14 protein-coding genes are annotated in these 23,910 nt (G+C 36.1%); 9 read left to right on the top strand and 5 right to left on the bottom strand.

The window, feature by feature from the left end:
- Nucleotides 1–4 precede the first annotated feature (4 nt).
- The 7 genes from FDM27_RS03055 to FDM27_RS03085 all read left to right on the top strand — a co-directional run bounded on the left by FDM27_RS03055 (nucleotide 5) and on the right by FDM27_RS03085 (nucleotide 15,885).
- Nucleotides 5–1,900 (top strand): RagB/SusD family nutrient uptake outer membrane protein, encoded by a 1,896-nt coding sequence (locus FDM27_RS03055; protein WP_071185275.1) that lies wholly within the window; start codon nucleotides 5–7, stop codon nucleotides 1,898–1,900.
- 12 nt (nucleotides 1,901–1,912) lie between these two features.
- Nucleotides 1,913–3,565 carry a DUF5123 domain-containing protein gene (locus FDM27_RS03060; RefSeq protein ID WP_083382114.1) on the top strand — a complete coding sequence of 551 codons (1,653 nt, stop codon included), beginning with the start codon at nucleotides 1,913–1,915 and terminating at the stop codon, nucleotides 3,563–3,565.
- A gap of 95 nt (nucleotides 3,566–3,660) precedes the next feature.
- Nucleotides 3,661–5,361 (top strand): glycoside hydrolase 43 family protein, encoded by a 1,701-nt coding sequence (locus FDM27_RS03065; protein WP_140485129.1) that lies wholly within the window; start codon nucleotides 3,661–3,663, stop codon nucleotides 5,359–5,361.
- 27 nt (nucleotides 5,362–5,388) lie between these two features.
- The gene (locus FDM27_RS03070; RefSeq protein WP_219846397.1) at nucleotides 5,389–6,615 is read left to right on the top strand and encodes a glycoside hydrolase family 105 protein; all 1,227 of its coding nucleotides are present in this window, start codon (nucleotides 5,389–5,391) and stop codon (nucleotides 6,613–6,615) included.
- Nucleotides 6,616–6,831: 216 nt separating this feature from the next.
- Nucleotides 6,832–8,508: a glycoside hydrolase family 28 protein gene (locus tag FDM27_RS03075; protein ID WP_255510450.1), complete on the top strand. Its 1,677-nt coding sequence runs from the start codon at nucleotides 6,832–6,834 to the stop codon at nucleotides 8,506–8,508.
- A gap of 188 nt (nucleotides 8,509–8,696) precedes the next feature.
- Nucleotides 8,697–15,161 carry a pectinesterase family protein gene (locus FDM27_RS03080; protein WP_181161622.1) on the top strand — a complete coding sequence of 2,155 codons (6,465 nt, stop codon included), beginning with the start codon at nucleotides 8,697–8,699 and terminating at the stop codon, nucleotides 15,159–15,161.
- Between the two features lie 79 nt (nucleotides 15,162–15,240).
- Nucleotides 15,241–15,885 (top strand): hypothetical protein, encoded by a 645-nt coding sequence (locus tag FDM27_RS03085; protein WP_140485131.1) that lies wholly within the window; start codon nucleotides 15,241–15,243, stop codon nucleotides 15,883–15,885.
- A gap of 67 nt (nucleotides 15,886–15,952) precedes the next feature.
- Here the strand turns inward: FDM27_RS03085 and FDM27_RS03090 are convergent, their stop codons facing one another.
- Complete coding sequence (locus tag FDM27_RS03090) at nucleotides 15,953–16,732, bottom strand: zinc ribbon domain-containing protein (protein ID WP_071185280.1); 780 nt, start codon at nucleotides 16,730–16,732, stop codon at nucleotides 15,953–15,955.
- A 3-nt stretch (nucleotides 16,733–16,735) separates the two neighbouring features.
- Nucleotides 16,736–17,830, bottom strand: a complete 1,095-nt coding sequence (locus FDM27_RS03095; RefSeq protein ID WP_140485132.1) for a Nif3-like dinuclear metal center hexameric protein — start codon at nucleotides 17,828–17,830, stop codon at nucleotides 16,736–16,738.
- 107 nt (nucleotides 17,831–17,937) lie between these two features.
- Here FDM27_RS03095 and lpxK point away from each other — a divergent pair, with 107 nt between their 5' ends.
- Together lpxK and FDM27_RS03105 are read left to right on the top strand one after the other, a co-directional pair.
- Nucleotides 17,938–18,975: a tetraacyldisaccharide 4'-kinase gene (gene lpxK / locus FDM27_RS03100; RefSeq protein ID WP_140485133.1), complete on the top strand. Its 1,038-nt coding sequence runs from the start codon at nucleotides 17,938–17,940 to the stop codon at nucleotides 18,973–18,975.
- Complete coding sequence (locus tag FDM27_RS03105; protein WP_140485134.1) at nucleotides 18,947–19,759, top strand: purine-nucleoside phosphorylase; 813 nt, start codon at nucleotides 18,947–18,949, stop codon at nucleotides 19,757–19,759. Before lpxK ends, FDM27_RS03105 begins: the two co-directional genes overlap by 29 nt.
- Here the strand turns inward: FDM27_RS03105 and FDM27_RS03110 are convergent.
- From FDM27_RS03110 to lipA, 3 genes are read right to left on the bottom strand one after another with little or no spacing between them, the layout of a single operon-like run.
- Entirely contained in the window at nucleotides 19,756–21,939 is a 2,184-nt protein-coding gene (locus FDM27_RS03110) for an ATP-binding protein (RefSeq protein ID WP_232227089.1), read from the bottom strand. The two genes, FDM27_RS03105 and FDM27_RS03110, sit on opposite strands and share 4 nt — an antisense overlap.
- Nucleotides 21,940–21,947: 8 nt before the next feature.
- Nucleotides 21,948–22,943, bottom strand: coding sequence for a type I glyceraldehyde-3-phosphate dehydrogenase (gene gap, locus FDM27_RS03115; RefSeq protein ID WP_071185283.1), 996 nt, complete (start codon nucleotides 22,941–22,943; stop codon nucleotides 21,948–21,950).
- A gap of 22 nt (nucleotides 22,944–22,965) precedes the next feature.
- Nucleotides 22,966–23,868, bottom strand: a complete 903-nt coding sequence (gene lipA, locus FDM27_RS03120; RefSeq protein ID WP_071185284.1) for a lipoyl synthase — start codon at nucleotides 23,866–23,868, stop codon at nucleotides 22,966–22,968.
- Between the last annotated feature and the right edge of the window lie 42 nt (nucleotides 23,869–23,910).

Genomic DNA, 23,910 nt, shown 5'->3' on the forward strand with positions numbered 1-23,910 from the left:
ATATATGAATAAAACGATATTATTAAGTCTGCTGTTAAGTTTCGTAATGGTTTTTACAGCCTGCGAAGACTATTTGGAAGTGGAGCCGGCAACAGGTTTTACTCAGGGAGATGTTTTCAAATCGGAGAAAGAGATACAATCTGCCGTAGCCGGTGTTTATACGCTTATGCTGAGTGAAGATGCCTATTCTAACCGTCTTGCTTTTGTTTTCAATATGAATACTGATGTGGAAATGACGGGAGTTTCGACTAATACGGTCAATGTTAACGGTTCGGATTTGGCCTGTTATGAGCCAAAACCTTATTGGACAACATTAAATTCAACCTGGAATTCGATGTATAAAATTATTAATCTCTCTAATGATGTTATCGAAGGAATCGAAAAATCGGATGTGTATAAGGCGGCCAGCAAAAACACTGCTTCCGATGTAACGCAATTGTATGGCGAAGTGAAAACACTTCGTGCCATGGTGTATCTGGATATGATTCGTATTTGGGGAGATGTGGTGTTTCGTACGCAATCATCATCTGGAGGAGAAAATTTTGCTGTAGGAGTCACAGACAGAAACGAAATTCTGGAATTTTTAATTGACGATTTGAAGTCGGTAGAGCCTTTAATGCAATACGCCAATGAATTGGATTATGGTGTAGAACGTGCTTCAAAAAGTTTCAATCAGGGATTGATTGGTTTATTGGCATTGACCCGTGGAGGATGGACTTTGCGTCCTGATACTAACAATCCTGCCAGCATTGGGCAGATGGTACGCGGAACAAACCATGAATTGTATTATGACATAGCGATTGAATATTTAGGAAAAGTAATTCAGGAGCAAAAACATGATTTGAAATTGAGCTATCGCGATTTTTGGATTAAACAAAACAATTGGGAAACGCCTGTTGATGATGATGTGCTTTTCTCTTTGCCTTTGTTGAAAAATTCTTCAGGTGAATATGCTTTTTATATTGGTGTGCCAATTACCGAAGGGAATCATCCTTTTGGAGGAGCTTCAGGAAATCTTAGTTTATGCGGAACTTATTTGTATTCTTTTGATAAAGACGATTTACGTCGTGATATGACTTGCGCGCCTTTTTCTTACAATGAAAATTTGAATCAGGTTATACGTCTGGATTTAGCTCGCTTGGCTGTAGCCAAATGGTCAAAATTGTATATGGATGATCCTCTGGGAAGCACCAGCGGAAAAGGAACCGGAGTAAATTATTCCTGGATGCGATTTGCTGACGTATTGTTAATGTATGCCGAAGCGGTTAATGAGCGTTTTGGCCCTCGTAATGATGCTCGAGAATGCTTAAAACGTGTGCGTCGCAGAGCGTTTACTGAGACAAGCTGGTCAGAAAAAGTAGAAAATTATGTGGATTCTAAAACAACTTCAGAGGCTTTTTTTAAAGCCATTATGGATGAGCGTGCCTGGGAATTTGGAGGAGAGAGTAAGCGTAAGTTTGATTTGGCACGTTGGAATAAATTTGGTGAGGTAATTTACAATCAATACCACACTTTGATTAACTGGGGACGTGTAGCTAATGGTGCCTTTGTTCCGGGAATTGACGAAGCACCGGGTAGTATTTATTGGAAAAATATTCCGGATCCAAATAATGCGTCCAGAACAATTTTAGATATTCAGGGTATTGACGAAATTCTGCAAGCCCGTCCGGCAGGTTATACCGAGCAGGTTTTTGCAACCAGTTGGTATTCACTAAACAGTGAGACTGCAGCTTACGAACCTCGTAATGACATCAAATGGAGTTTCAGAGGATTCATCAATTTCAACAATGCTTCAAGTGTGTCGCCTAATGACCCTGTACGTTATTTATGTCCATATCCGTCAAAAGTAATTACAGATCACCGTGGAGCTATTCAAAATTATTATGGTTTTAATTATTAAACTGAATAGATCATGAAAAAAATTAAAAAGATTACAATTTGTATTTTATCATTCATAGGCTTTATAGTTTTAGGAGGAATGTTAAAATCCTGTCAGGCTGATAATTTGATTTACAGTGATGTAAAGGATTTATTTCAACCCAAATTTCTATTACCCGCCCCATTGGTCGAAAGTAATTCGATTGCATTAGTGTGGTACAAAGTCAATGATGCCGATTCATATACGGTAGAATTGCATACCGATAACTATTATAAAAGTTTATACAAAGAATATACAGTTACTGATACGCAGATTTTTATGGATGATATTCCATACAAGACGCAGTTTTATATCAGGCTTAGAGCCAATCATGCTGATGCAGCACATAATTCACAATGGGCTTATACTAGTGCTTTGACCGAAGATCGTCCGGCTTTTGAGCCAATTTTACAAAGGGTGGAAAAGATCAATATTTCTGAAACATCGGTTAAGGTAAGTTGGACAATTGATGCTCAAAATCCGGTTGATAGTATTTCGGTGGTACCGGCATTGGCTAAGGAACTTCCTGCTATAGGTCGCTACCTGACAGCTGAAGAAATCAGTAGTGGAGAAGCTACAATTACAGGTTTAGAAAAAAACACCTTATACAATGTAAATGTCTATGACAATAATAAGACAAGACGTTATGATAAACCTTATAATCAGGTAACTTTCCGCTCGGCAGGTCCGTCGGCTGAGACTATTTTGGTGGAAAAAGGAACTGACCTGGATGCCTTATTGCGAGCTAATAATTCCGATCCAACTATTCCTGAAGGGACTGAATATTTCCTTGAAGCAGGTTCTTTATTTAAAATTACTCCTTTTACCATATTAAAAGGCTTTAAACTTATCGGAGGAACTCAAGGCGAACGTCCTCAAATTGAAATGACCGGAAACTGGAATATTGCCGAAGGATCTTTTCTGTCTGCTTTAGCTTTTGAAAACATTCGTTTTTACCAAACTATTGATGCCAGTTACTTCTTTAATAGTGGAACTTCATGGACAATAGGCGAAATTACATTCTACAACTGCGTATTCAATCATTTTAAACGTGGTTTTTGGAGACATCAGGGTAATGGGAAATACAAAGAGATTGGAAGTTTAGAAATGAGTTATTGTACACTTGATGAAGTTGGTGGACATTCAGGACCTTATGGAACTTTTGCTATTGCTTCAGGTGGAGCCGATAATATTAAAAGAGCTGTTTTCTCTAATTGTACTTTTATGAGAGATCATTATCAAACTACTAATTTGACATTGAACTTCAGACATTTATTTGATTATGGAACATCAACTTATCCAATTCATTTGGAATATCAAAATATTACTATTTATGATTATGCTTATAACAGAGCACTGATCAATATTCCGGCTGCGGTAGGATCTACTTTGATTTTCAAAAATGTGTTGTTGGCTTCGGCTACCGGTAGAGTTGTTCAGGCTATTGCGGCTAATTCGACTACAACATTTGGCAACAATTACACCACTACCGACTTCTTACTTGGGGCATCGGCCATTCAGGGAACTGAATTAGGAATCAGTGCTCAGGATTTATTTGTGAATCCTGCTCAAGGAAATCTAATGATTAAAGATTCCAATTCTCCAATTGTTACTAATAGAGTGGGAGATACCAGATGGCTTCCTTAAAAAGAACTATTAATAATTTCTAAATAGAATAGGTTTAAAAAGGAGTATCCGCAATGGATACTTCTTTAGACCTATTTGACTGAAAACCATTTAAAATGAGATTAAAACAATTATTACTGTCCATAAGTTTGACAGTTTTTACGCTAGGAGCAAATGCTCAGGTATGGAATGCCGATTTAGGAAATGGAAAGTACAAAAATCCAATTCTACATGTTGATTATTCAGATCCGGATGTATGCGCAGGCGAGGATGGCTATTATATGACTGCTTCCAGTTTTAATAGTTCTCCTGGACTGCCTATTCTTCATTCAAAGGATTTGGTTAACTGGGAATTAATTGGGTATGCGTTGCAAAATCAGGTTCCTGTAGAGTATTATAGAACTGTTCGTCACGGCGATGGTGTTTGGGCTCCTTCCATTCGCTACCATAAAGGCGAATATTATATTTATTGGGGTGATCCTGATTTTGGAATTTATATGGTGAAAACCAAAAATCCTGCGGGGATTTGGGATGAACCGGTATTGGTAAAAGAGGCTAAAGGAATTATTGATACCTGTCCGTTTTGGGATCAGGATGGAAAAGCCTATCTGTCTTATGCTTTTGCGGGTAGTCGTGCCAATGTAAAAACAGTTTTAATGTTATCTGAATTGGCTCCCGATGGTACTAAATTAATTGGTAATCCGGCGATGGTTTTTGACGGACATAATGGACATACTACCGTTGAAGGTTCTAAAATGTACAAACGTGATGGTTATTATTGGATTATGGCTCCAGCAGGAGGAGTAAAACCGGGATGGCAGTTGGCAATGCGTTCTAAGAATGTTTGGGGGCCTTATGAGTCCAGAGTGGTTTTGCATCAGGGTGATACCGAAATGAACGGGCCACATCAGGGAGGTTATGTTGAAACTCCTAATGGAGAAGGATGGTTTATACATTTTCAGGATCGTTGGGCTTATGGGCGTATTGTTAATTTACAACCTGTTACCTGGAAAGAAGGTTGGCCAATTATGGGGAAAGATACTAACAAAGATGGAATTGGAGAACCAATAATGGAATGGACAAAACCCAATGTAGGGAAAAATTACCCTGCAACGCCGTTAGTTTCTTCGGATGAATTCAATGGTCATCAATTTGGATTACAGTGGCAATGGCAAGCCAATCAAAATCCTAGTGAGCAGTGGGGATGGTTATCAGCCAATTTGGGATTCATGCGCCTAAATTGTATTCCACGTCCGGAAGAAATGAAAACCATGTGGATGATGCCTAATCTTTTATTGCAAAAATTTCCTGCTGATAATTTTACAGCTACTGCCAAACTTACTTTTGAACATAATCCCGATGCAGGAGAATGCAGTACTGGTTTGATCGTTTTTGGTGAAGACTATTCATACATCGCTATTGAGCAAGACAAAGAAGGTAAATTGAAATTAGTACAACGCACACTTAAAGATGCTCGTACTTCTAAGGATTTGGAGACTGAAATCGCATCTATAGCTATTGATCAAAAAAACATCTATTTCCGAACTAAGGTGGAGATGGTGCAAAACATTGAACCTTTTGATGCAAAAGTTACTTTTTATTATAGTACTGATGGTAAGAGTTTTAAAGTATTTGGAAAAGCATTCACGCCACGTGCAGGTCGTTGGGTAGGAGCAAAAATCGGATTGTTTGCAACGGGCACTAAGGCTGTTAATGATAGCAGTTATGCCGATTACGATTGGTTTAGGGTAGAAAGTAATAATGATGTTAAGAAAATAGCATTGTCAACAAATTTGCAATTGCAAAACAATAAATAAGTTGACCACTAAAAAATAAACATGGCTATGAAAAATAAAATCAAATATTACATTTTCTCTTTGCTGGTTTGCCATTGGATCTCATTTGGACAATCAAAAGTTAAAAGTGATTTTGAAGGAGTTTCGCCGATTGAATGGTCTAAAAAAATGGCCGATTCTGACCAAAAACGTACTCCGAATCCGGTATTTCTGGATGGGGTAAAATTTCCTAAATGGAATTACACCAACGGATTGGTTACGCTTGCGAATCAAAAACTATATGATTATACCAAAGGGCAAAAATACTGGGATTACTCCCTTGCTTATGTTGAGCAACTGATTGATAAGGAAGGAAAAATATTGGGAGGTTATGAACTGGAAAAGTATAGTCTGGATTTAATAAATTCTGGAAAGATACTTTTTGAAATTTATAAGAAAACAGACGATAAACGCTATAAAATAGCGATGGATGTACTCCACAAACAGTTGGAAACCCATCCAAGAAATTCAGACGGCGGTTATTGGCATAAGAAATCTTATCCGTGGCAAATGTGGTTGGACGGTGTTTATATGGCTGATCCTTTTTCGGCAGAATATGGAGCGGTTTTCAATGCCCCAAAAGCAATTGATGATGTTATTTTACAGGTAGAATTGATTCAGAAACACACTTTTGATTCAAAAACAGGATTGAATTTTCATGGTTATGATGAAAAGCGGGAACAGTTTTGGGCGAACAAACAAACCGGTCAATCTTCTCACGTATGGGGACGCGCTCAAGGTTGGTATTGCATGGCTTTAGTAGATATTTTAGATTTTGTTCCAAAAAATCATCCAAAACGCGAGGAGCTGATACAAATTGTTCAAAAAGTATTCACGGCTGTTCTCAAAGCTCAGGAGAAAGATTCCGGAGTTTGGTGGCAGGTGATGGATTTACCAGGGCGTAAAGGCAATTATCTGGAATCAACCTGTTCAACGATGTTTGTCTATTCGTTTGCCAAAGCATATCGGAATGGATATGTGGGTAAAGCTTATCTGAAATCAGCTAAAAAAGGTTTTAACGGAATTCTGAAACAATTCATAAAAGAAAATCCCGATAATACTATTTCGATAACAAAATGTTGTGCTGTTGCAGGTTTAGGAGGAAAAAATCCTCAAGATCGTGACGGCTCATTCGAATATTATATTTCAGAACCTATCAGGAACGATGATGCTAAAGCGGTTGGACCATTTATTATGGCAGGGATTGAATTACAACGGATTTTAGACAAAAAATAAAAATGACTGTCCGCTTAGCGGACTAAATAAAAAAATAGGACACAGACCTGTCTGCCGACAGGCAGGTGACACTGATTGAACAGATAAAAACGGATTTTTCATAGCTCTTTGGTAAATCACAATCTGTGATAATCCGTTAAAATCAGTTTCGTCTGTGTACCATTCTCAATAATTGGTATAAGAAACGGATAGTCATAAAAAGTAAAATAGAGATTAATGATGATAAAAATTAAAACAAACTTTCTTATTGCTGCGCTAATGTTCTCAGCTATTTCTTGTAGTAATATAATTTTTGCTCAAAATAAGCCAGCTGTAAAAAGTAATCTTCCTTTCAAAATGCCAGAGGTGCAGATTCCAATATTTAAAGCTGATACTTTGAATATTGTCGATTTTGGAGCGATTCCAAATACCGAGGAACTTTGTACCAAAGCAATTAATGCGGCAATTACAAAATGTTCTGAGTCCGGTGGAGGAGTAGTTGTTATTCCTGCTGGATTGTGGACTACAGGTCCAATAAAAATGAAAAGTAACGTTAATCTGCATACTAAAAACGGTGCTTTTGTATCCTTTACCAGCGATTTAAATCAATACAAACTGATAGAATCTTATTTTGAAGGAAACAAGGTACTTCGCTGTGAGTCACCTATCATGGGAATGGACTTAGAAAATATTGCCATAACAGGAGAAGGAATTTTTGACGGAAATGGTTCGGCTTGGCGTCCGGTTAAAATTGGTAAAATGACCGCTGGACAATGGCAGGAATTAATTAAATCAGGAGGCGTTTTGTCTAAGGATGGTAAAATTTGGTATCCTTCTCAGGGAGCATTAATTGGCAATGAAGAAAAAGATAAACTTCCAAAAATTGCTACGGCTGAAAATATGGAACCTTACAAGCAGGCGCTTCGTCCGGTGATGATAAGTTTAGTGAATTGCAAAAAACTACTGTTGGACGGAGTTACTTTTCAAAATTCTCCAGCCTGGAATGTCAATCCGTTGCTATGCGAACATTTGACTTTAAGAAATTTAACAATCCGTAATCCATGGTATTCTCAAAACGGAGACGGACTGGATATAGAATCCTGCCGGATAGGTACAGTAAGCAATTGTCGTTTTGATGTGGGTGACGATGCAATCTGTATCAAATCAGGAAAAGACAAAGAAGGACGTGATAGAGGAAAACCAACCGAATTATTTGTTATTACCGACTGTGTGGTGTATCACGCTCATGGAGGTTTCACCATTGGTAGCGAAATGTCGGGCGGTGTTAAAAATATATTTGCTAAAAACCTAACGTTTAATGGTACCGATTGTGGTTTGCGTTTTAAATCTGTCCGAGGTCGTGGTGGTGTGGTTGAAAATATTTGGATGGAAGATATCCGAATGAACAATATCCCTACTGATGCCATCAATTTTAACCTGTACTATTTTGAAAAAGCGATTAAAGAAGATCCACAAACAGGCGAAGTAACTGTTGCTAAAATGCCGGTTTCAGAAACAACTCCTGCATTTAGAAATATGTATTTCAAAAATATTTATGTCAACGGAGCCAAACAAGCTTTGAAAATTATGGGAATTCCCGAAATGCCTGTTGAAAATCTTCAATTTACAAATATGATTATTCGCTCGGATTTGGGTATCCAAATGAATTATGCCAATAAAATTGATTTTCAAAATATTGATTTAAGACTGGACAAACCGGGTATAGCTGCAAGTCTTTCTAATAGTCAAAATGTAACTGTTGAAAGTTTTAAAGCTGCCGGAGAAAACCAATTGTTCTGGGTGGGAGGTGCCGAAACAAAAGCGATTTCGTTGCAATCAAATACTAAGAAAATAGTTTTTGATAAGGTGAAATTAACAGAATCAGTTAAAAGTCAGGTAAAAATAATCCAATAAAACATTCCGGTCGGATTGCTTTTAGAAGGTTTTTTATAATCAAAAAATACTAACACTTAAATCTGAAAAAAATATGAAATAAAAGAATTCTTGAATCAAGTTAATGAACCTTCAGAATTGATTTGAAATGATTGAAATTTTGAATTAAGGAGATGATAATAAACTATTTAACTAAACTAAACCAAAAAATGAAAAAAAAATACTTTATGTTTCTATTGCTGTTACTCTTTTCAGCAATGGGATTTTCGCAGACAATTCAGCGAATTGAAGCAGAAACTTTTAATACCGCTTCGGGAGCAAGAGCAGAAACGAATGCAACTCTTTCAGGTACGGGAAATGTAGGTTACATTAAAAATAATACTTGGATTAAATTTACAGCCCATGTATTTAGTGAATATGACATTCGTTTTGATGCAAAAGCTTCAGGAACTACAGGAGGTACTATAGAATATCGGTTAGATGCCGCCGATGGTACTTTAATTGGTACCGCAACAGTCTCCGGAAGTACGGGCTGGTCTGATTATAAAATTTTCTCAGCAGCACTTACACCCACAACAGGGACGCATGATTTATATCTTGTTTTTAAACACCCAACAAATACAGGATATTTATTCAATTTAGATTATTTTGAAAAAGTAACGAATAATCCTAATGCAGTTACTTATACTTTAACAACTTCGATAGCTCCTGCAGCTGCGGGAACTATTAGTGCTAATCCAGCCGGAACTACACTTAATCAGGGAACGGAAGTTACATTGACAGCTAATAAAAATTTCGGATATAAATTTACACGATGGGTAGATGCTAATGGAGCCTTAGTTTCAACAGCAAACCCTTATACATTTACAATTAATGCCAATACTACATTGGTGGCGGAGTACGAAACAATTGAAACATACACTCTAACAGCAAGTTCTCAAGGAGCCTATGGTCTAGGTGAATTTTCTATTGTACCCGCAGGTAAAGATGGTGCTTTTTCGGTTTACGAAAAAGGAACGAATGTTACGATAACGGCAATTGAAAATGATGTTATAAAATTCAATAATTGGTCTAATGGATCTACAGCACTAAGTACTGCTGTGACTATAAATAATGATACGAATGTTATAGGAACTTTTGACAATGTATCGTTCATAGCCGGCTGGACTTTTAAGAACGATCAATATGCTAACCCTAGAGTTGCCGAATTGTATTCTAAAGTAGAAAACAGACCACAGTTGTTTGCCTATAATATTGCTGACAATGTTTTTACACCAAACATTCGACTATTAAATCGGGGAGGAGCAAATGGAGTAGGTGTATGGAATACTACCAGAGGACAGTTTTTCTATTTTATGACTTCTTTCTCGACAGTTGGATACAAAAACATTAATATTTCATCAGGGCTTATTGGGTATTATTACGGCTGTGACGAATGGACTTTTCAATATTCATTAGATGGTGTAAACTTTCAAAATATTTCTAGTTTAACAACTATTAATACCAGTTCGATTACGCCTATTGGAGGATTATTACCAGTTGAAGCCGAAGGAAAAGAAAAAGTTTATATCAGATGGTTTCCTAATGTAAATGGTACAAAACACGGAAGCGCAACTGATGTAACTGCTACAGTTTTATCTAATGTGATGGTTAAAGCGGATGAAGTTTTAGTTGTTGATACAACCGCACCTATTCTTCAATCGAGTATTCCGGCAGCTGCAGCTACATCTGCAGGAGCGAGCGGTAATATTATATTGACTTATGATGAATCAGTTCAATTTGGCGCAGGACAAGCCACTCTTAACGGTAAAAATCTAAATGCTGAGTTTGTAAACAAAACGGTGAAATTCAGTTATTTTGGATTGGAATATAATAAACAATATACTTTCAGTTTTCCGGCAGGATACATTAAAGATATTTCGGGTAATAATGCTGCCGCATTTGAGTTGACTTTCACAACAATGGCAAAACCAATTCCTGCTAAGCGTACTTTTGATTTGGTTGTGGATGCTAATGCAACCGATGAGCAAGTTACTTCGGGAAAATATGTGAAAACCATAGCCGAAGCATTTAATAAAGCACCTTCTAATTCTTCAACAAAATTTCTTGTATTGATTACCAATGGGACTTATAATTTGGGTGGTGATGGTACCAATCCGCAAGGAATCGTTTTGCAACTTCCTTCGGGAAAAAATAATGTTTCTTTAATTGCGCAATCAAAGGATAAGGTTATTCTTCAGGGAAATCCGGGTTGGGGTATTAAAAATGCCGTACTTTCAATTGAAGCCAATGATTTATACATGGAGAATGTAACCATTGAGCACAAAGACGGAATCACAACATCTGGTCAGCGACCTGCATTAAATCCTGCAGGAGACAGAAACGTTTATAACGGAGTGAGACTGAGAAGTAAGCAGGATACCCAGGTAACAGGAGGTAACAGAAGTTTTTATTATAAATCGACCATCGAAGGCGATGTGGATTTTATTTGCGGAGGCGGAACTCACTGGTTTGAGGAATGTAAATTAGTTTCGGTTGCAGATGGCTATCTTGTAGCACCAAATCATGATGCCAATGTTCAGTATGGTTATATTTTTAATAACAACACTATTACGGCTACTGGAAGTTATTATTTAGGTCGCCCTTGGCAAAATGCACCCAGAGCGGTGTATTTGAATACCAAAATGCTGAACGAACCTCATACTCAGGGTTGGGCTTCTATGGGAACTGTACCAGCACTTTTTGCCGAATACAATAGCGTTAACGGGAGTGGAGTTAAAGTAAATACCGATAACAGAACCAATATTTTTAATGTAAACGGAGTTCCTCAAACAGGAAATTACAATCCGGTATTAACTAAGGAGCAGGCGGATGCTTATACAATAGAAAATGTATTAAGCGGAACTGATAAATGGAATCCTCTTGAAATAGTCGAACAAATTGCAGCTCCGGCTAATTTGGTTATCAGTAATAATACTCTTAATTGGGATGCGAATCAATATGCTATTTGTTATGTAATTTGCAAAGATGGTAAAGTGGTCGCTATTACAACCAATCCTACTTATGTAGATACAGCAACAGCTAGTGGTACTCATGAATATACAGTACAGTCGGCTAATGCTTACGGAGGTTTGAGTAAGGTGAGTACTGTAACTGTGGGAGGAGTAGTAACTTCTTCGATAACTTATAATAATTCTATTGGAAATATAGCGATATCTAATTTGACTCCAATACAATATACCGAAGGTACAGCACTAACATTGCCTATACCATCTTTACAGGGTTATACTTTTTTTGGATGGTCAACTTCTGCAACAGTGCCAAATTCGATGAAAGAAATTAGTGCTACTGCAACGGGCAATCAAGTGTTGTATGCGTTTTGGGGTGTTAATGGTAATAATCAGCCAGATCCTATTATTAAATCAGGGATAACTTATATGAATTCAATAGGTGGTGTGGCATTAACAAATGTAACTCCGAAAGAATATACCGAAGGAACAGTATTAACATTGCCTATTCCAAGTATGCAAGGATATACTTTCTATGGATGGTCAACCTCTGCCACAGTACCTAATTCGATAAAAGAAATTGCATCAACTACTAAAGGGGCACAAACTTTTTATGCTTTTTGGGGAACAGCAGGAGCAAATGATAAAGGAACTCCAGCTTTTCCTGGAGCCGAAGGTTATGGTAAATATGTAACTGGTGGTCGTGGCGGTAAAGTAATTTATGTTACCAATTTGAATGATTCAGGAGCAGGTTCTCTTCGTGATGCCATCAATCAAAGTGGGCCTAGAATTGTTATGTTTAAAGTATCGGGAACTATTAAATTAGAAAGTGAATTAAATATAACTGATAATATTACTATTGCGGGTCAAACGGCACCTGGTGGTGGGATTACCCTGAGAGATTATAATGTAAAAGTAAGAGGTGATAATGTTATTCTTCGTTATTTACGCTTTAGAATGGGAGATGCTAAAAATGTGGAGAATGATGCTTTGGGAGGACGTTTCCAGAAAAACATTATAGTGGATCACTGCTCTATGAGCTGGTCAACGGATGAATGTGTTTCTTTTTATCAAAATGAAAATTTCACATTGCAATGGTGTGTTATTTCAGAGAGTCTTCGAAATTCGGTTCATGGTAAAGGAGCTCATGGTTATGGCGGTGTTTGGGGAGGTAAAAATGCTTCCTTTCATCATAATTTGTTAGCACATCATGATAGCCGTAACCCAAGATTAGGTGAATATGCTAATGATCCTTTTGCCTTAACTGATTTGGTTGATATCCGTAATAACGTTATTTACAATTGGGGAGGTAACAGCTGTTACGGTGGAGACGCTATGAATGTGAATTTGGTAAATAATTATTGGAAACCAGGACCAGGAACTTCTAATTCTACTAAAGAACGTATTTTGTCAACAGGAAGAAGTTTAGATTCTACATCACCACTTTACGGAATTTGGGGTAAATTCTATGTTGATGGAAATTTTGTAAATGGTTCACCACGAACAACACAAGATAACTGGACTTATGGTGTTTATAATCAGTTTCATGGTAGTCAGCTTCCTGTTAGTGATGCAGATAAAAAAGCATTCAAAATTGATGTGCCTCACAATCCAGGAGAGATAACTACTCACAGTGCAACAAAAGCGTATGAGCTGGTTTTAGATCATGTAGGTGCAAGTTTATATAGAGATGCAGTCGATAAAAGAGCGATTGATGATACACGATCTGGTACTGCAACTATTATGAATGGTGGTAACGGAAGTACAAATGGGTATATTGATACCCAAACTGCTGCCGGTGGATGGCCAGAATTGCCTACTGCTGAAGCACCAGTTGATACTGATGGTGACGGTATGCCAAATACTTGGGAAACAGAGAAAGGTTTGAATCCTGCAAATGCTACTGATGGTAATTTGAAGACACTTGATGGAGGATATACTAATATAGAAGTTTATATCAACAGCATTGTAAATCACATTACAACTAACCAAAATGGTAGTCTGGATGTTTATGTAAATCCTCAGGATTTTATTGAAAAATACAATAAAGCCGAAGACGGTACCAAGTTTATTATGGCAACAGGTACTTATACAGCTCCTAATGCGCTTTCAGTTAAAAACCATAAATATAGATTTGTTCCTGATGCGAATGCAAAACCAGTTTTTGCAGCTTCTTTTTATGCTGATAATACAGCGGTAAATTCTGGTAGCTTTGATTTTAATGGTGTTGATTTTGATTTATCAAATGCCAATGCTAATCTTATCCAATTGAAAAATGGAGCTTCTATTTCGGCTATAGAAATTAAAAATGCAACAATCAAAGGGGTTAAACAAAGTTTATTAGTTACTGAAGGAGTTAGTGAACATCCAATTTCTAAAATTTCATTTGATAATTGTATTATCGATGGAACATCAGTTAACGGGTATAATTTTATTCAACCCGATTTGCGTATTGTTACCGAGGTTGCAGTTAAAAATTCGACCATTTATAATTTTGATAAAGGGAATCATTTTATTCTTCTTCAAAATAAAGATGCGATAGATCAAGCTATCAAAGTTACGGTTGAGAATAACACCATTTTCAATATTGGTAGTCAGGATAACAATGCTTTTGTGACAGTTGATAATCGTTATAGTAGTGCTTCAAGCTTTACTTTTAAAAACAACATCATGCAGGATGTACGAGAAAATCCTAAAGCCATTTTCATGTTCCGTTCTACTAATGTTGCCGGTGCAGGAACTACAGTTTTAGATAATAATCTTGTGTTAGGAGTTGTATCTCAGTCGGTAAAGGGAACGGTTTCGGTGGCGGAAACTAATGTTAAAACACTAAGTGGTTTAGCTATGCCAATGCTTTCGTTTCCAAATCCGGCAGCTGGGGATTTTAGTTTTTCTAAATTTTCACCTTTGGCTACAGCAGGAATAGGAGGAGTTGCCCTAGGAGATCCTAGATGGCTAAAAGCAACGGCTACTTTTTCGCCAATTAGCTTTATGAATGCAATTGATGGACAAACAATTACAACACTTTCTCCTTTAGAATATAGAGAAGGAAGCACAACAGTATTGCCAACTCCTCTGTTAGATGGTTATGTGTTTTTTGGTTGGTCAAATTCAGCTACTGTGCCTAATGTAATTAAGTCAATTCCTTCAACGGCAACAGGAACTCAGGTGTTTTATGCTTTTTGGGGCGAAGGAGGTAATAATAAACCTATTGTAAACACACCTACAACTTATACCATTTCGTATTTAAACCTGCCTAAATTGGTAATCAATCCAAATGCTAAAACGGTATCGATTGGTACTGTTTATCACTTATTGGAAGCACAGTGTAGAGGGTATCGATTTATGGGTTGGTATTCGGATGCGGCATATTCAGATGAAATTACATCTTTTGATGTTTCGCAGTCCCAAAATACTACGGTTTATGCCCGTTGGAAAAAATTAGAGGCGTTTTATGCTTATCCGTCGGTAGCTAAACATAGTGTGACCTTAAAATCATCACTTGAAAATGATACTGTGAATATTGTTTCGGCAACGGGTGTTGTTGTAAAACAAATTAATACCAGCAGTCTTGAAACCGAAATTTCGGTAAGTGATTTACCTACGGGTTATTATCTGATTCAAAGTGCAAAATCAGGTTTGACAACCAAAATTATTATTAAATAAGTTTTAAAATAAGGAGGTAAAACTCATGGGCTTTGCCTCCTGCTTTTTTGAAACTAAACACAATTAAAACGTAATAATTATGAATACTATAATCAAATTATTTTCGTTGGTTTTTGCTAGTTTATTCATTTCATGTTCAAATGATGAAGTGAATAACCAAAATACCAACAATCAAGGTTTTCTTAAAATAGGAGATCAAACCGTTGCTTTGGCACAAGCGTATTTGGAAAATTATGGTAAAAAAGGAGATTCCTATAATATCGATTTTTCAGCCCGTTCCGAAACGCTTTCAGGAAATAGCAATGCTGCTGCTGCGGTGTATTTTGAATTGTTTTCTTCTCAAGAGAAAAAATTAGCTAAAGGAAATTACAGTTTGGGAAATTATTCGTCAGCTTTACCCAATACTTATACGCAATGGGGACAATCCTTATTAGGTATCAATATTACATCGACAGATAAAGGTTTGATGGTTGCCAATGGTATTAGTATTAAGCCTACAGAAGGTGTTTTTACTGTAACTGAAAATGCTAAAACTTACAAAGTGAATTTCTCTGGAAAAGGTACAGCCAGTAATTATACTAACGGTAAACTGACATCAACTCAGGAGAATGTTGATTTTTCTATGGAATATAACGGTAATGTTGAACATTATAATAGTACCGAGTTTACAGCTAAAAAAGTAAATTCTAAAGAACGTATCGAAAAGTTACATACGATTTTTTGAATTAGTCAATCTTAATTTTTGAATGCAAAAAAAATCCCGTCTATTTTCGAGACGGGATTTTTTTTATTTAGATACTTGCAAACAAGTTTTCCATTTTTTCTTTTTCTTCTTCAGCTAAACTGCTGTCAACTAAAATTCTTCCTGAATGCTCATCGATGATGATTTTCTTTCGGGAAGCAATTTCAACCTGTGTTTGTGGTGGAATAGTGAAGAATGATCCTGCAGAAGCTCCTCTTTCGATAGAAACAACAGCTAATCCGTTACGAACACTAGAACGAATTCTGTGGTAAGCGGCTAATAATCTGTCTTCGATTTGCTCTTGAAATTCAGCCGATTTTTGAGTTAAAAATTCTTCTTCTTTAGCAGTTTCTGCCATGATGTCGTTTAACTCTAATTTTTTATGCTTTAAGTGATTTGATTTCAGTTCTAATTTTTCTTTAGACTGAGCAATAACTTCTTTTTTATGTTCGATAGAAGCTTTCATTTCTTTCACCTGTTTTTCGGCTAATTGAATTTCAAGTTCCTGGAATTCGATTTCTTTAGTCAAAGAGTTGAATTCACGATTGTTACGAACGCTTTCTTGTTGTTTAGTATATTTTTTGATGGTTTCTTTGTGCTCATCAATACTATTCTTTTTAGCTTTTATTTGCTCTTCGATAACTTCAAGTTCACTTTTCAATTTCTCAGAACGTGTGCTTAAACCAGCAACTTCATCTTCTAAATCTTCCACTTCAAGAGGAAGTTCCCCTCTAACGTTTCTAATTTCGTCAATTCTAGAGTCAATCAATTGTAAATCGTAAATGGCTCTTAACTTGTCCTCTACACTTAATTCTTTTGTATTAGTCATATTCTATAAGTACTTAACTGGATTTGTATTTTCTTCTGATAAAATGATGGCAAAATTAAGGATTTTTTTCCTAAGAAAATCAACAATATAATTTTTTGTATAGCGTTCACTCTCAAAATGTCCAATATCGGCTAAAAGTAAGCTATTTTCGGCTTCATAAAACTGATGGTATTTCAAATCGGCTGTTAAAAAAGCATCGGCACCGGACTGAATAGCGTTTTTTATGGCAAAACTTCCCGAGCCTCCCAAGACGGCAACTTTTTTTATGGATTTCCCTAAAAATGCCGAATGACGGATTCCATCGGCTTGCATTTTGTTTTTTACTAAGGCCAGAAAGTCTTTTTCATCCATCGGATTTTCAAATTCACCGATCATTCCCAAACCGATATTTTGATGTGGATTTTGCAAATCATAGATTTCATAAGCCACTTCTTCGTAAACATGGTTTTTAAAAAGTGCTTTTAGGATTTTGGGTTCCAAATATTTCTCGAAAGTGACTTCGATTTTTATTTCTTCGCTTTCTACAAATTCAAAGCGTTCACCTATTTCGGGATTGCTGTGTTCGTTGCCCATATAAGTTCCAATTCCTTTTGAATTGAAACTGCAATCTTCATAATTGCCAATGTTTCCGGCTCCGGCATCAAATAGTGCATTGCGAACCTTCTCGGCATTTTCAGGAATGGTGTAGGTAATTAATTTTCGAATAAAATTCGGTTTCGGAATCAATACTTTTGTTTTTTTCAATCCCAGGGCATCACAAAATATTTTATTGACTCCATCCTGATGATTGTCTAATGCAGTATGAACGGCATAGATGGCAATATCATTTTTTATGGCTTTAATAATCGCCCGTTCTACATAGTTCTTGCCCGTTATTTTCTTTAAACCCGAAAATAAAATAGGGTGGAAGCAAACCACCAAATTACAATTCTTGTCAATGGCTTCGGCGATGACATTTTCTAAAGCATCATGACAAACTAAAACGCCTGTAGCCTCTGCATTTTGGTCACCAACTAATAGACCAACGTTGTCAAAATCCTCGGCATAGGCTAGAGGTGCCATTTCTTCGAGAACAGAAAGAATTTCTTTTATTTTCATTTGAAAAGGGATTTTTAAAGACTTGGTTTTTCGAATAGCTATAAAACCAAATGAACAAAAACATTTTTTGATTTCAATTCAAAGATAAAATATTCTACTTTCGTATTATGGATATTCTTCGAAAAATACTCTTTCCTTTTGCCATTTTATATGGTTTGATAACCGCTATTAGAAATTTTCTTTTTGATAAAGGAATTTTAAAATCCTATTCTTTTGATTTGCCCATAATTGCTGTGGGAAATCTAAGTGTGGGCGGAACCGGAAAAACGCCTCAGATTGAATACTTGATTCGGTTGCTTTCCGGTGATTACAAAGTGGCTACTTTAAGTCGTGGTTACAAAAGAAAATCAGAAGGGTTTGTTTTGGCTGATGCCAATGCCAATGCTGAAATTCTGGGTGATGAACCTTTCCAGTTTTTTCAAAAATTCCCAAATATTCAGGTTGCCGTTGATGCCAATCGTAAAAATGGAATAGAACAGTTACTTTCAAAAACGCCAAAACCGGAGGTGATTTTACTTGATGATGCTTACCAGCACCGAAAAGTAAAAGCCGGATTTTATATTCTATTGACTGCTTATGGTGATATTTATGCTGATGATTTTATGCTGCCAACAGGAAATTTGAGAGAGAGTAGAAGCGGAGCGCAAAGAGCCGATGTAATTATTGTCACAAAATGCCCTGTAGATCTTTCGCTTGACGAACAAAATAGAATTAAGAGATTCCTCCTTCGTCGGAATGACAAGGGGATAAATCAAGAATTGTATTTTAGTTGTATTGCTTATGATGATTGTATTTATTCAGAAAACAGTAAGATAGAAATAAGTGAGCTTCAGGGTGAAGCTAAGCTGCTTTTAGCTGGAATTGCTAAGCCGGAGCCATTCTTTTCGTATTTAAAAAATCCAAATGATGTTTGTTTAACTTATCCGGATCATCATCATTTTTCTGAAAATGATATTCAGGAAATTTTGATTAAAGCTCAGGATTCCATTATTATTACTACCGAAAAAGATTATGTAAGATTAAAAGGAAGTTTGCCTGTCGAGCAACTTTTTTACTTACCAATACAGAGTTCGTTTCTTTCGAAAGGAGTTGAATTTGATAAAAAAATTAAAAATTATGTGGGAACTGGTACAAGAAACAGTTAATTATATCAAAGGAGAAACAAATTTTGTTCCTGAATACGGCGTAATTTTAGGTTCAGGATTAGGGAATTTTACTGCTGATATTCAAATAGAATTTACCTTGCCTTATGCCGAAATTCCTAATTTTCCGGTGTCAACTGTTCAAGGACATAAAGGAGCTTTAGTTTTTGGGACTATTGGTGATAAAAAAGTGGTTGCTATGCAGGGACGTTTTCATTATTATGAAGGTTACTCGATGCAGGAAGTTACTTTTCCGGTACGGGTGATGAAATATTTAGGAGTTGAAAAATTGATTGTTTCTAATGCTTCGGGCGGAGTAAATCCAAATTACAAAGTAGGAGATATTGTTATTATCAAGGATCATATCAATTTGGTTCCGGAACATCCTTTGCGAGGGAAGAATGACGAACGTTTTGGTCCTCGATTTGTTAATATGAGTGAGCCTTATTCGAAAAAAATGATTACTCAGGCAAAAGAATTGGCTCAAAAAAACAATATAGAAGTCAAAGATGGAATCTATCTGGGTTTACAAGGACCAACATTTGAAACTTTGGCTGAATATAAAATGGTTAAAATTCTGGGTGCCGATTGCGTAGGAATGTCCACCGTTCCTGAGGTTATTGTGGCACGTCACATGGATTTAGAAACTTTTGGAGTTTCGGTGATTACTGATATGGGTGATGAAAACAGTATCGAAACGATTTCTCATGATGAGGTTTTGGAAGCTGCCAGAAATGCAGAGCCTAAGGTTCGAAAATTAATCAGAGAATTAATTTTGAGTTATTAATTTTCAAGGTATTTAGATAGCAGATTGTAAAAATCCTTAGGAATAAAAGGTTTGGTTATCACATCGTTCATTCCAAAAGAAAGCAGCATTTCTCTGTTTTCATTCAGCGAAATAGCTGTCATGGCAATAATGGGAGTTCCTGAATTGAATTTTCGGATTTCCTGAGTAGCAATAGTTCCGTTTATTCCGGGTAAATGCACGTCCATTAGCACTAAATCGTAGTTGTTGTTTTTGAGGGCTTCAATTGCATCTTCACCATTATCAATTACTTCGCAAAGAATTTCCTTGTTTTCAAGCATTCTTTTAGTAATCATTTGGTTAATGGCGTTGTCTTCCACTACTAAAATATTCTTGCCTTTAATTTTAGATAAATCAAAACTGATTTCTTTTTTTGGTTCTGTTGTAGCAAAATTATTGTTTACAGTTAAGGCTAATTCGAACGAAAAACAAGAGCCTTCTCCTAAGTGGCTTTCTAAATGAATGTCGCTGCCTAATAAGTTTAATAGTTTTTTTACAATGGTTAGACCCAGACCGGTTCCGCCGTATTTTCGGTTAATTTCTATTGAACCTTGTGAGAAACTATCAAAAACACTGTCTAGTTTTTCAGGAGGAATCCCAATTCCTGTATCAATTATTTTAAATTGAATAATGGCTTTTTGTTCCTGTAAATCTTGCAATTTGGCTACAATAGAGACTTTTCCGTTTTTAGTAAATTTAAGTGCATTATTAATTAAATTCATAAAAATTTGAGAAAGCTTGATAGGATCACCAATTAAATGATTAGGAATCTTTGGGTCTATGTCCAGTACAAAAGCATTTTTGTTTTTTGTAGCTACTTCTATTAGAGAGTTTTTAATGTCTTCGAGTAATTGTTTTAAATCAAAATTGATACGCTCTAATTCTATTTTATTGGAATCGATTTTATTGATTTCTAAAATATCATTGATAAAAGCAGTTAAGTAATTTCCGGAATATTGTAAGGAATTAAGGTAGTGTAACTGTGATTTTTTAGGTTTTTCTTCTAATAAAAGATGTGTAATTCCGTTAATTGCGTTAAGAGGTGTTCTTAGTTCGTGACTTACTGTCGATAAAAAATCAGCTCTTGCATTGGAGGCTTTTTCTGCTTTTTCTTTGGCTTTTATTAGTTCATTATTTTTTTCTTTTAATAAAAGATTTGACTTTTTTCGAATGATATTATTTCGATACAACGAAAAACTTAACAGGGATAAAATGGCAATTAATGCAATGGACAGATAATTGATTAATCGGGAGAATCTTTCGGTTTTTTCCTGTTCTTTTTTCTTTTTAGCAATAAGAGCCAAATGGTGTTTTCTTTGGTTTTCTTTGAAAGTTTCGTAGTCGTTAATTCCTAATTTTTCATTGTTGGAAATGGCTATACTTTCTTTTAGATTCAGGTGTAACTTTAAAAAGGCATAAGCATTGCTTTTGTCCAGCATTTTATCATAAACAAGACTTATTGCAAGAAGAATATTGGATTTTTGCGTTAGGTTTTGATTTTTTGCATTTAAGTCTAAGGCTTTGTTGAAATAATTTAAAGCCAAATTATTCCTGTTATTCTCAGCTTCAATTAATCCCATTTGGTACAAAGCTTCCGCTTTAGTGTCTAATATTTCTGGTTTATTGGGCTTTGAAATAATGCTGTTGAGAATCGTTGCTGCAACATTTTGCTTTTGAGTAGATCGGTAGATAATTGCTTTTTGAAGGTTAATTAAATCATCATTGTCTTTAATTTGTAATGCTTTCGAAAGTGCAATTGTTTTCTCGTTGTAGGTTTTAGCTGCTTTAAAGTTGTTATTTTTAATGTAAGCTAATGCAAGATAATAATTAGCTTCGGCATATTCGGCTGAAGGGCTTAAGGTTTTAAAAAGCTGGATACTTTCGCTAAGTTTGTCGATAGCATCACTGTATTTTTCCAGATTATAATATAAACGTCCTAATTTAGCAAGTTGTATTGCTTCTTCTTTTGTTTTAGAATGTTCCTGAGCGTAATTAATTGCTTTTTGAGTGTATAAAAAAACGTCTTTGTAGCTGTTGGTTTTTATATTGGTATTGGCTAAACTATTGTAATAGCTAATGCTGTCTGTTTCTGCTATTTGAGAATACAGAACTGAATTAAATAAAATAACTAAAATTAGGTAGCATTTGATTTGCAATTTCATTCAGTACATTAGTTTTTTGTCAAAAGTATTAAATCTATTAATCGCGATGAATAGCCAATTTCATTGTCATACCAACCTACAACTTTTACCATTTTGTCAATCACCGAAGTAAGTTGAGCATCAAATAAACAGGAATTTCTGTTTCCTAAAATATCTACTGAAACTATTGGGTCTTCGGTGTAATCGAGTATTCCTTTGAATTCATTTTGCGAAGCTAATTTAAAAGCCTCATTGATTTCTTTTATGGATACCGCTTTTTTTACATTAAAAGTAATATCAGTCAAAGAACCATCAGGAACAGGAACACGAATACCGCATCCGCCAATTTTGCCCTCTAAGATAGGGAAAATTTTTGTCAATGCTTTAGCTGCTCCGGTTGTTGTAGGAACAATCGACTGGCTGGCACCACGGGCTCTACGCAAGTCCTTGTGTGGCTGGTCGTGTAAACTTTGGTCGGTTGTAAAAGAGTGAATAGTAGTAATGTAAGCTTGCTCAATCCCGCAAAGTTTATCAATTATTTTAATCATTGGAGCGGCATTATTGGTGGTGCAACTAGCATTTGAAATGATTTTTTCGGTTCCGTCCAGTATATGTTCGTTAACTCCCAAAACTACTGTTTTGATGGTGTCAACTTCAGAAGGTGCTGAAAGAATTACTTTTTTTGCTCCGGCAATAATGTGTTTGTTGAGGTCTTCGTACGTTTTATATTTCCCTGTGGATTCAATTACAAAATCAATGTCTAAATTTTTCCAGTTTAGATTCGAAATATTTTTTTCGTGAAAAAATAAAAAATGTGTTTCGTCAATTGTAAAGCCTTTTTCGTCAGCAATAACTGTTTGAGGCAAAACACCGTGAATGCTATCGTATTTTATCAAATGTGCCATAGTTTGGGTATCGGCAATATCATTGATGGCAACCACTTCTATTTCGGGATGATTTAAAAGTAGGCGAAATAGATTTCGACCAATTCGACCAAAACCATTGATGGCAATTCTTGTTTTCAAATTTTATGTAAACCTTAGAGGATTAAAGAATGTGTTTTTGTGCTTTGTATGATGAACGAACCAATGGGCCGCTTTCAACATGGCGGAAACCTAATTCCAAACCAAATTGCTCGTATTTAGCAAATTGTTCAGGAGTAATAAATTCCTTAACCGGTAAATGTTTTTTGCTGGGTTGCAAATATTGACCAATAGTTACCACATCTACATTGGCAGCACGAAGGTCTCTCATGGTTTGGAATACTTCTTCTTCCTGCTCACCAAGTCCCAACATGATTCCGGATTTTGTTCTGTTGATTCCTTTCTCTTTTAAGTAACGCAATACTTCTAAACTTCGGTCGTACTTGGCCTGAATACGCACTTCACGAGTCAGTCGGCGAACGGTTTCCATATTGTGCGATACCACTTCCGGATTGGCTTCTACGATTCTGTCTATATTTCTTTCGATTCCCTGAAAGTCAGGGATTAAAGTTTCAAGAGTCGTATTTGGGTTCATACGGCGAATTGCTTTTACCGTTTCTATCCAAATAATAGAACCACCGTCTTTCAAATCGTCTCTGTCCACGCTTGTAATTACGGCGTGTTTGATATTCATGATTTTGATGGAACGGGCTACTTTTTCGGGTTCATCCCAATCTACCGTTTCCGGGCGTCCTGTTTTTACACCACAAAAACCGCAAGAACGCGTACAGGTATTTCCTAAAATCATAAAGGTCGCCGTACCTTCGCCCCAGCATTCGCCCATATTAGGGCAACTTCCTGAAGTACAAATGGTATTTAAGCTGTATTTATCAACTAGACCACGAAGTTCAGTATATTTTTTTCCAATAGGTAATTTTACTTTTAGCCATTTTGGTTTAGCTACGCTCTGTTCGGCTGCGCCTCGGGTTGCTACTACGGGAGTGGTGTTATCTACAACAGTTTCCATATATCAATTTTAAGGCTACAAATATACGCAATGTTGATTTAA

The organism is Flavobacterium sp. GSA192 (assembly GCF_006386525.1).
Classification (GTDB): Bacteria; Bacteroidota; Bacteroidia; order Flavobacteriales; family Flavobacteriaceae; genus Flavobacterium; species Flavobacterium commune.

Excerpts from the sequence above, each read along its gene's own strand:
- FDM27_RS03055 (WP_071185275.1), top strand. The coding sequence starts at position 5 with ATGAATAAAACGATATTATTAAGTCTGCTGTTAAGTTTCGTAATGGTT.
- FDM27_RS03060 (WP_083382114.1), top strand. The coding sequence starts at position 1,913 with ATGAAAAAAATTAAAAAGATTACAATTTGTATTTTATCATTCATAGGC.
- FDM27_RS03065 (WP_140485129.1), top strand. The coding sequence starts at position 3,661 with ATGAGATTAAAACAATTATTACTGTCCATAAGTTTGACAGTTTTTACG.
- FDM27_RS03070 (WP_219846397.1), top strand. The coding sequence starts at position 5,389 with ATGAAAAATAAAATCAAATATTACATTTTCTCTTTGCTGGTTTGCCAT.
- FDM27_RS03075 (WP_255510450.1), top strand. The coding sequence starts at position 6,832 with ATGATGATAAAAATTAAAACAAACTTTCTTATTGCTGCGCTAATGTTC.
- FDM27_RS03080 (WP_181161622.1), top strand. The coding sequence starts at position 8,697 with ATGAAAAAAAAATACTTTATGTTTCTATTGCTGTTACTCTTTTCAGCA.
- FDM27_RS03085 (WP_140485131.1), top strand. The coding sequence starts at position 15,241 with ATGAATACTATAATCAAATTATTTTCGTTGGTTTTTGCTAGTTTATTC.
- FDM27_RS03090 (WP_071185280.1), bottom strand. The coding sequence starts at position 16,732 with ATGACTAATACAAAAGAATTAAGTGTAGAGGACAAGTTAAGAGCCATT.
- FDM27_RS03095 (WP_140485132.1), bottom strand. The coding sequence starts at position 17,830 with ATGAAAATAAAAGAAATTCTTTCTGTTCTCGAAGAAATGGCACCTCTA.
- lpxK (WP_140485133.1), top strand. The coding sequence starts at position 17,938 with ATGGATATTCTTCGAAAAATACTCTTTCCTTTTGCCATTTTATATGGT.
- FDM27_RS03105 (WP_140485134.1), top strand. The coding sequence starts at position 18,947 with ATGTGGGAACTGGTACAAGAAACAGTTAATTATATCAAAGGAGAAACA.
- FDM27_RS03110 (WP_232227089.1), bottom strand. The coding sequence starts at position 21,939 with ATGAAATTGCAAATCAAATGCTACCTAATTTTAGTTATTTTATTTAAT.
- lipA (WP_071185284.1), bottom strand. The coding sequence starts at position 23,868 with ATGGAAACTGTTGTAGATAACACCACTCCCGTAGTAGCAACCCGAGGC.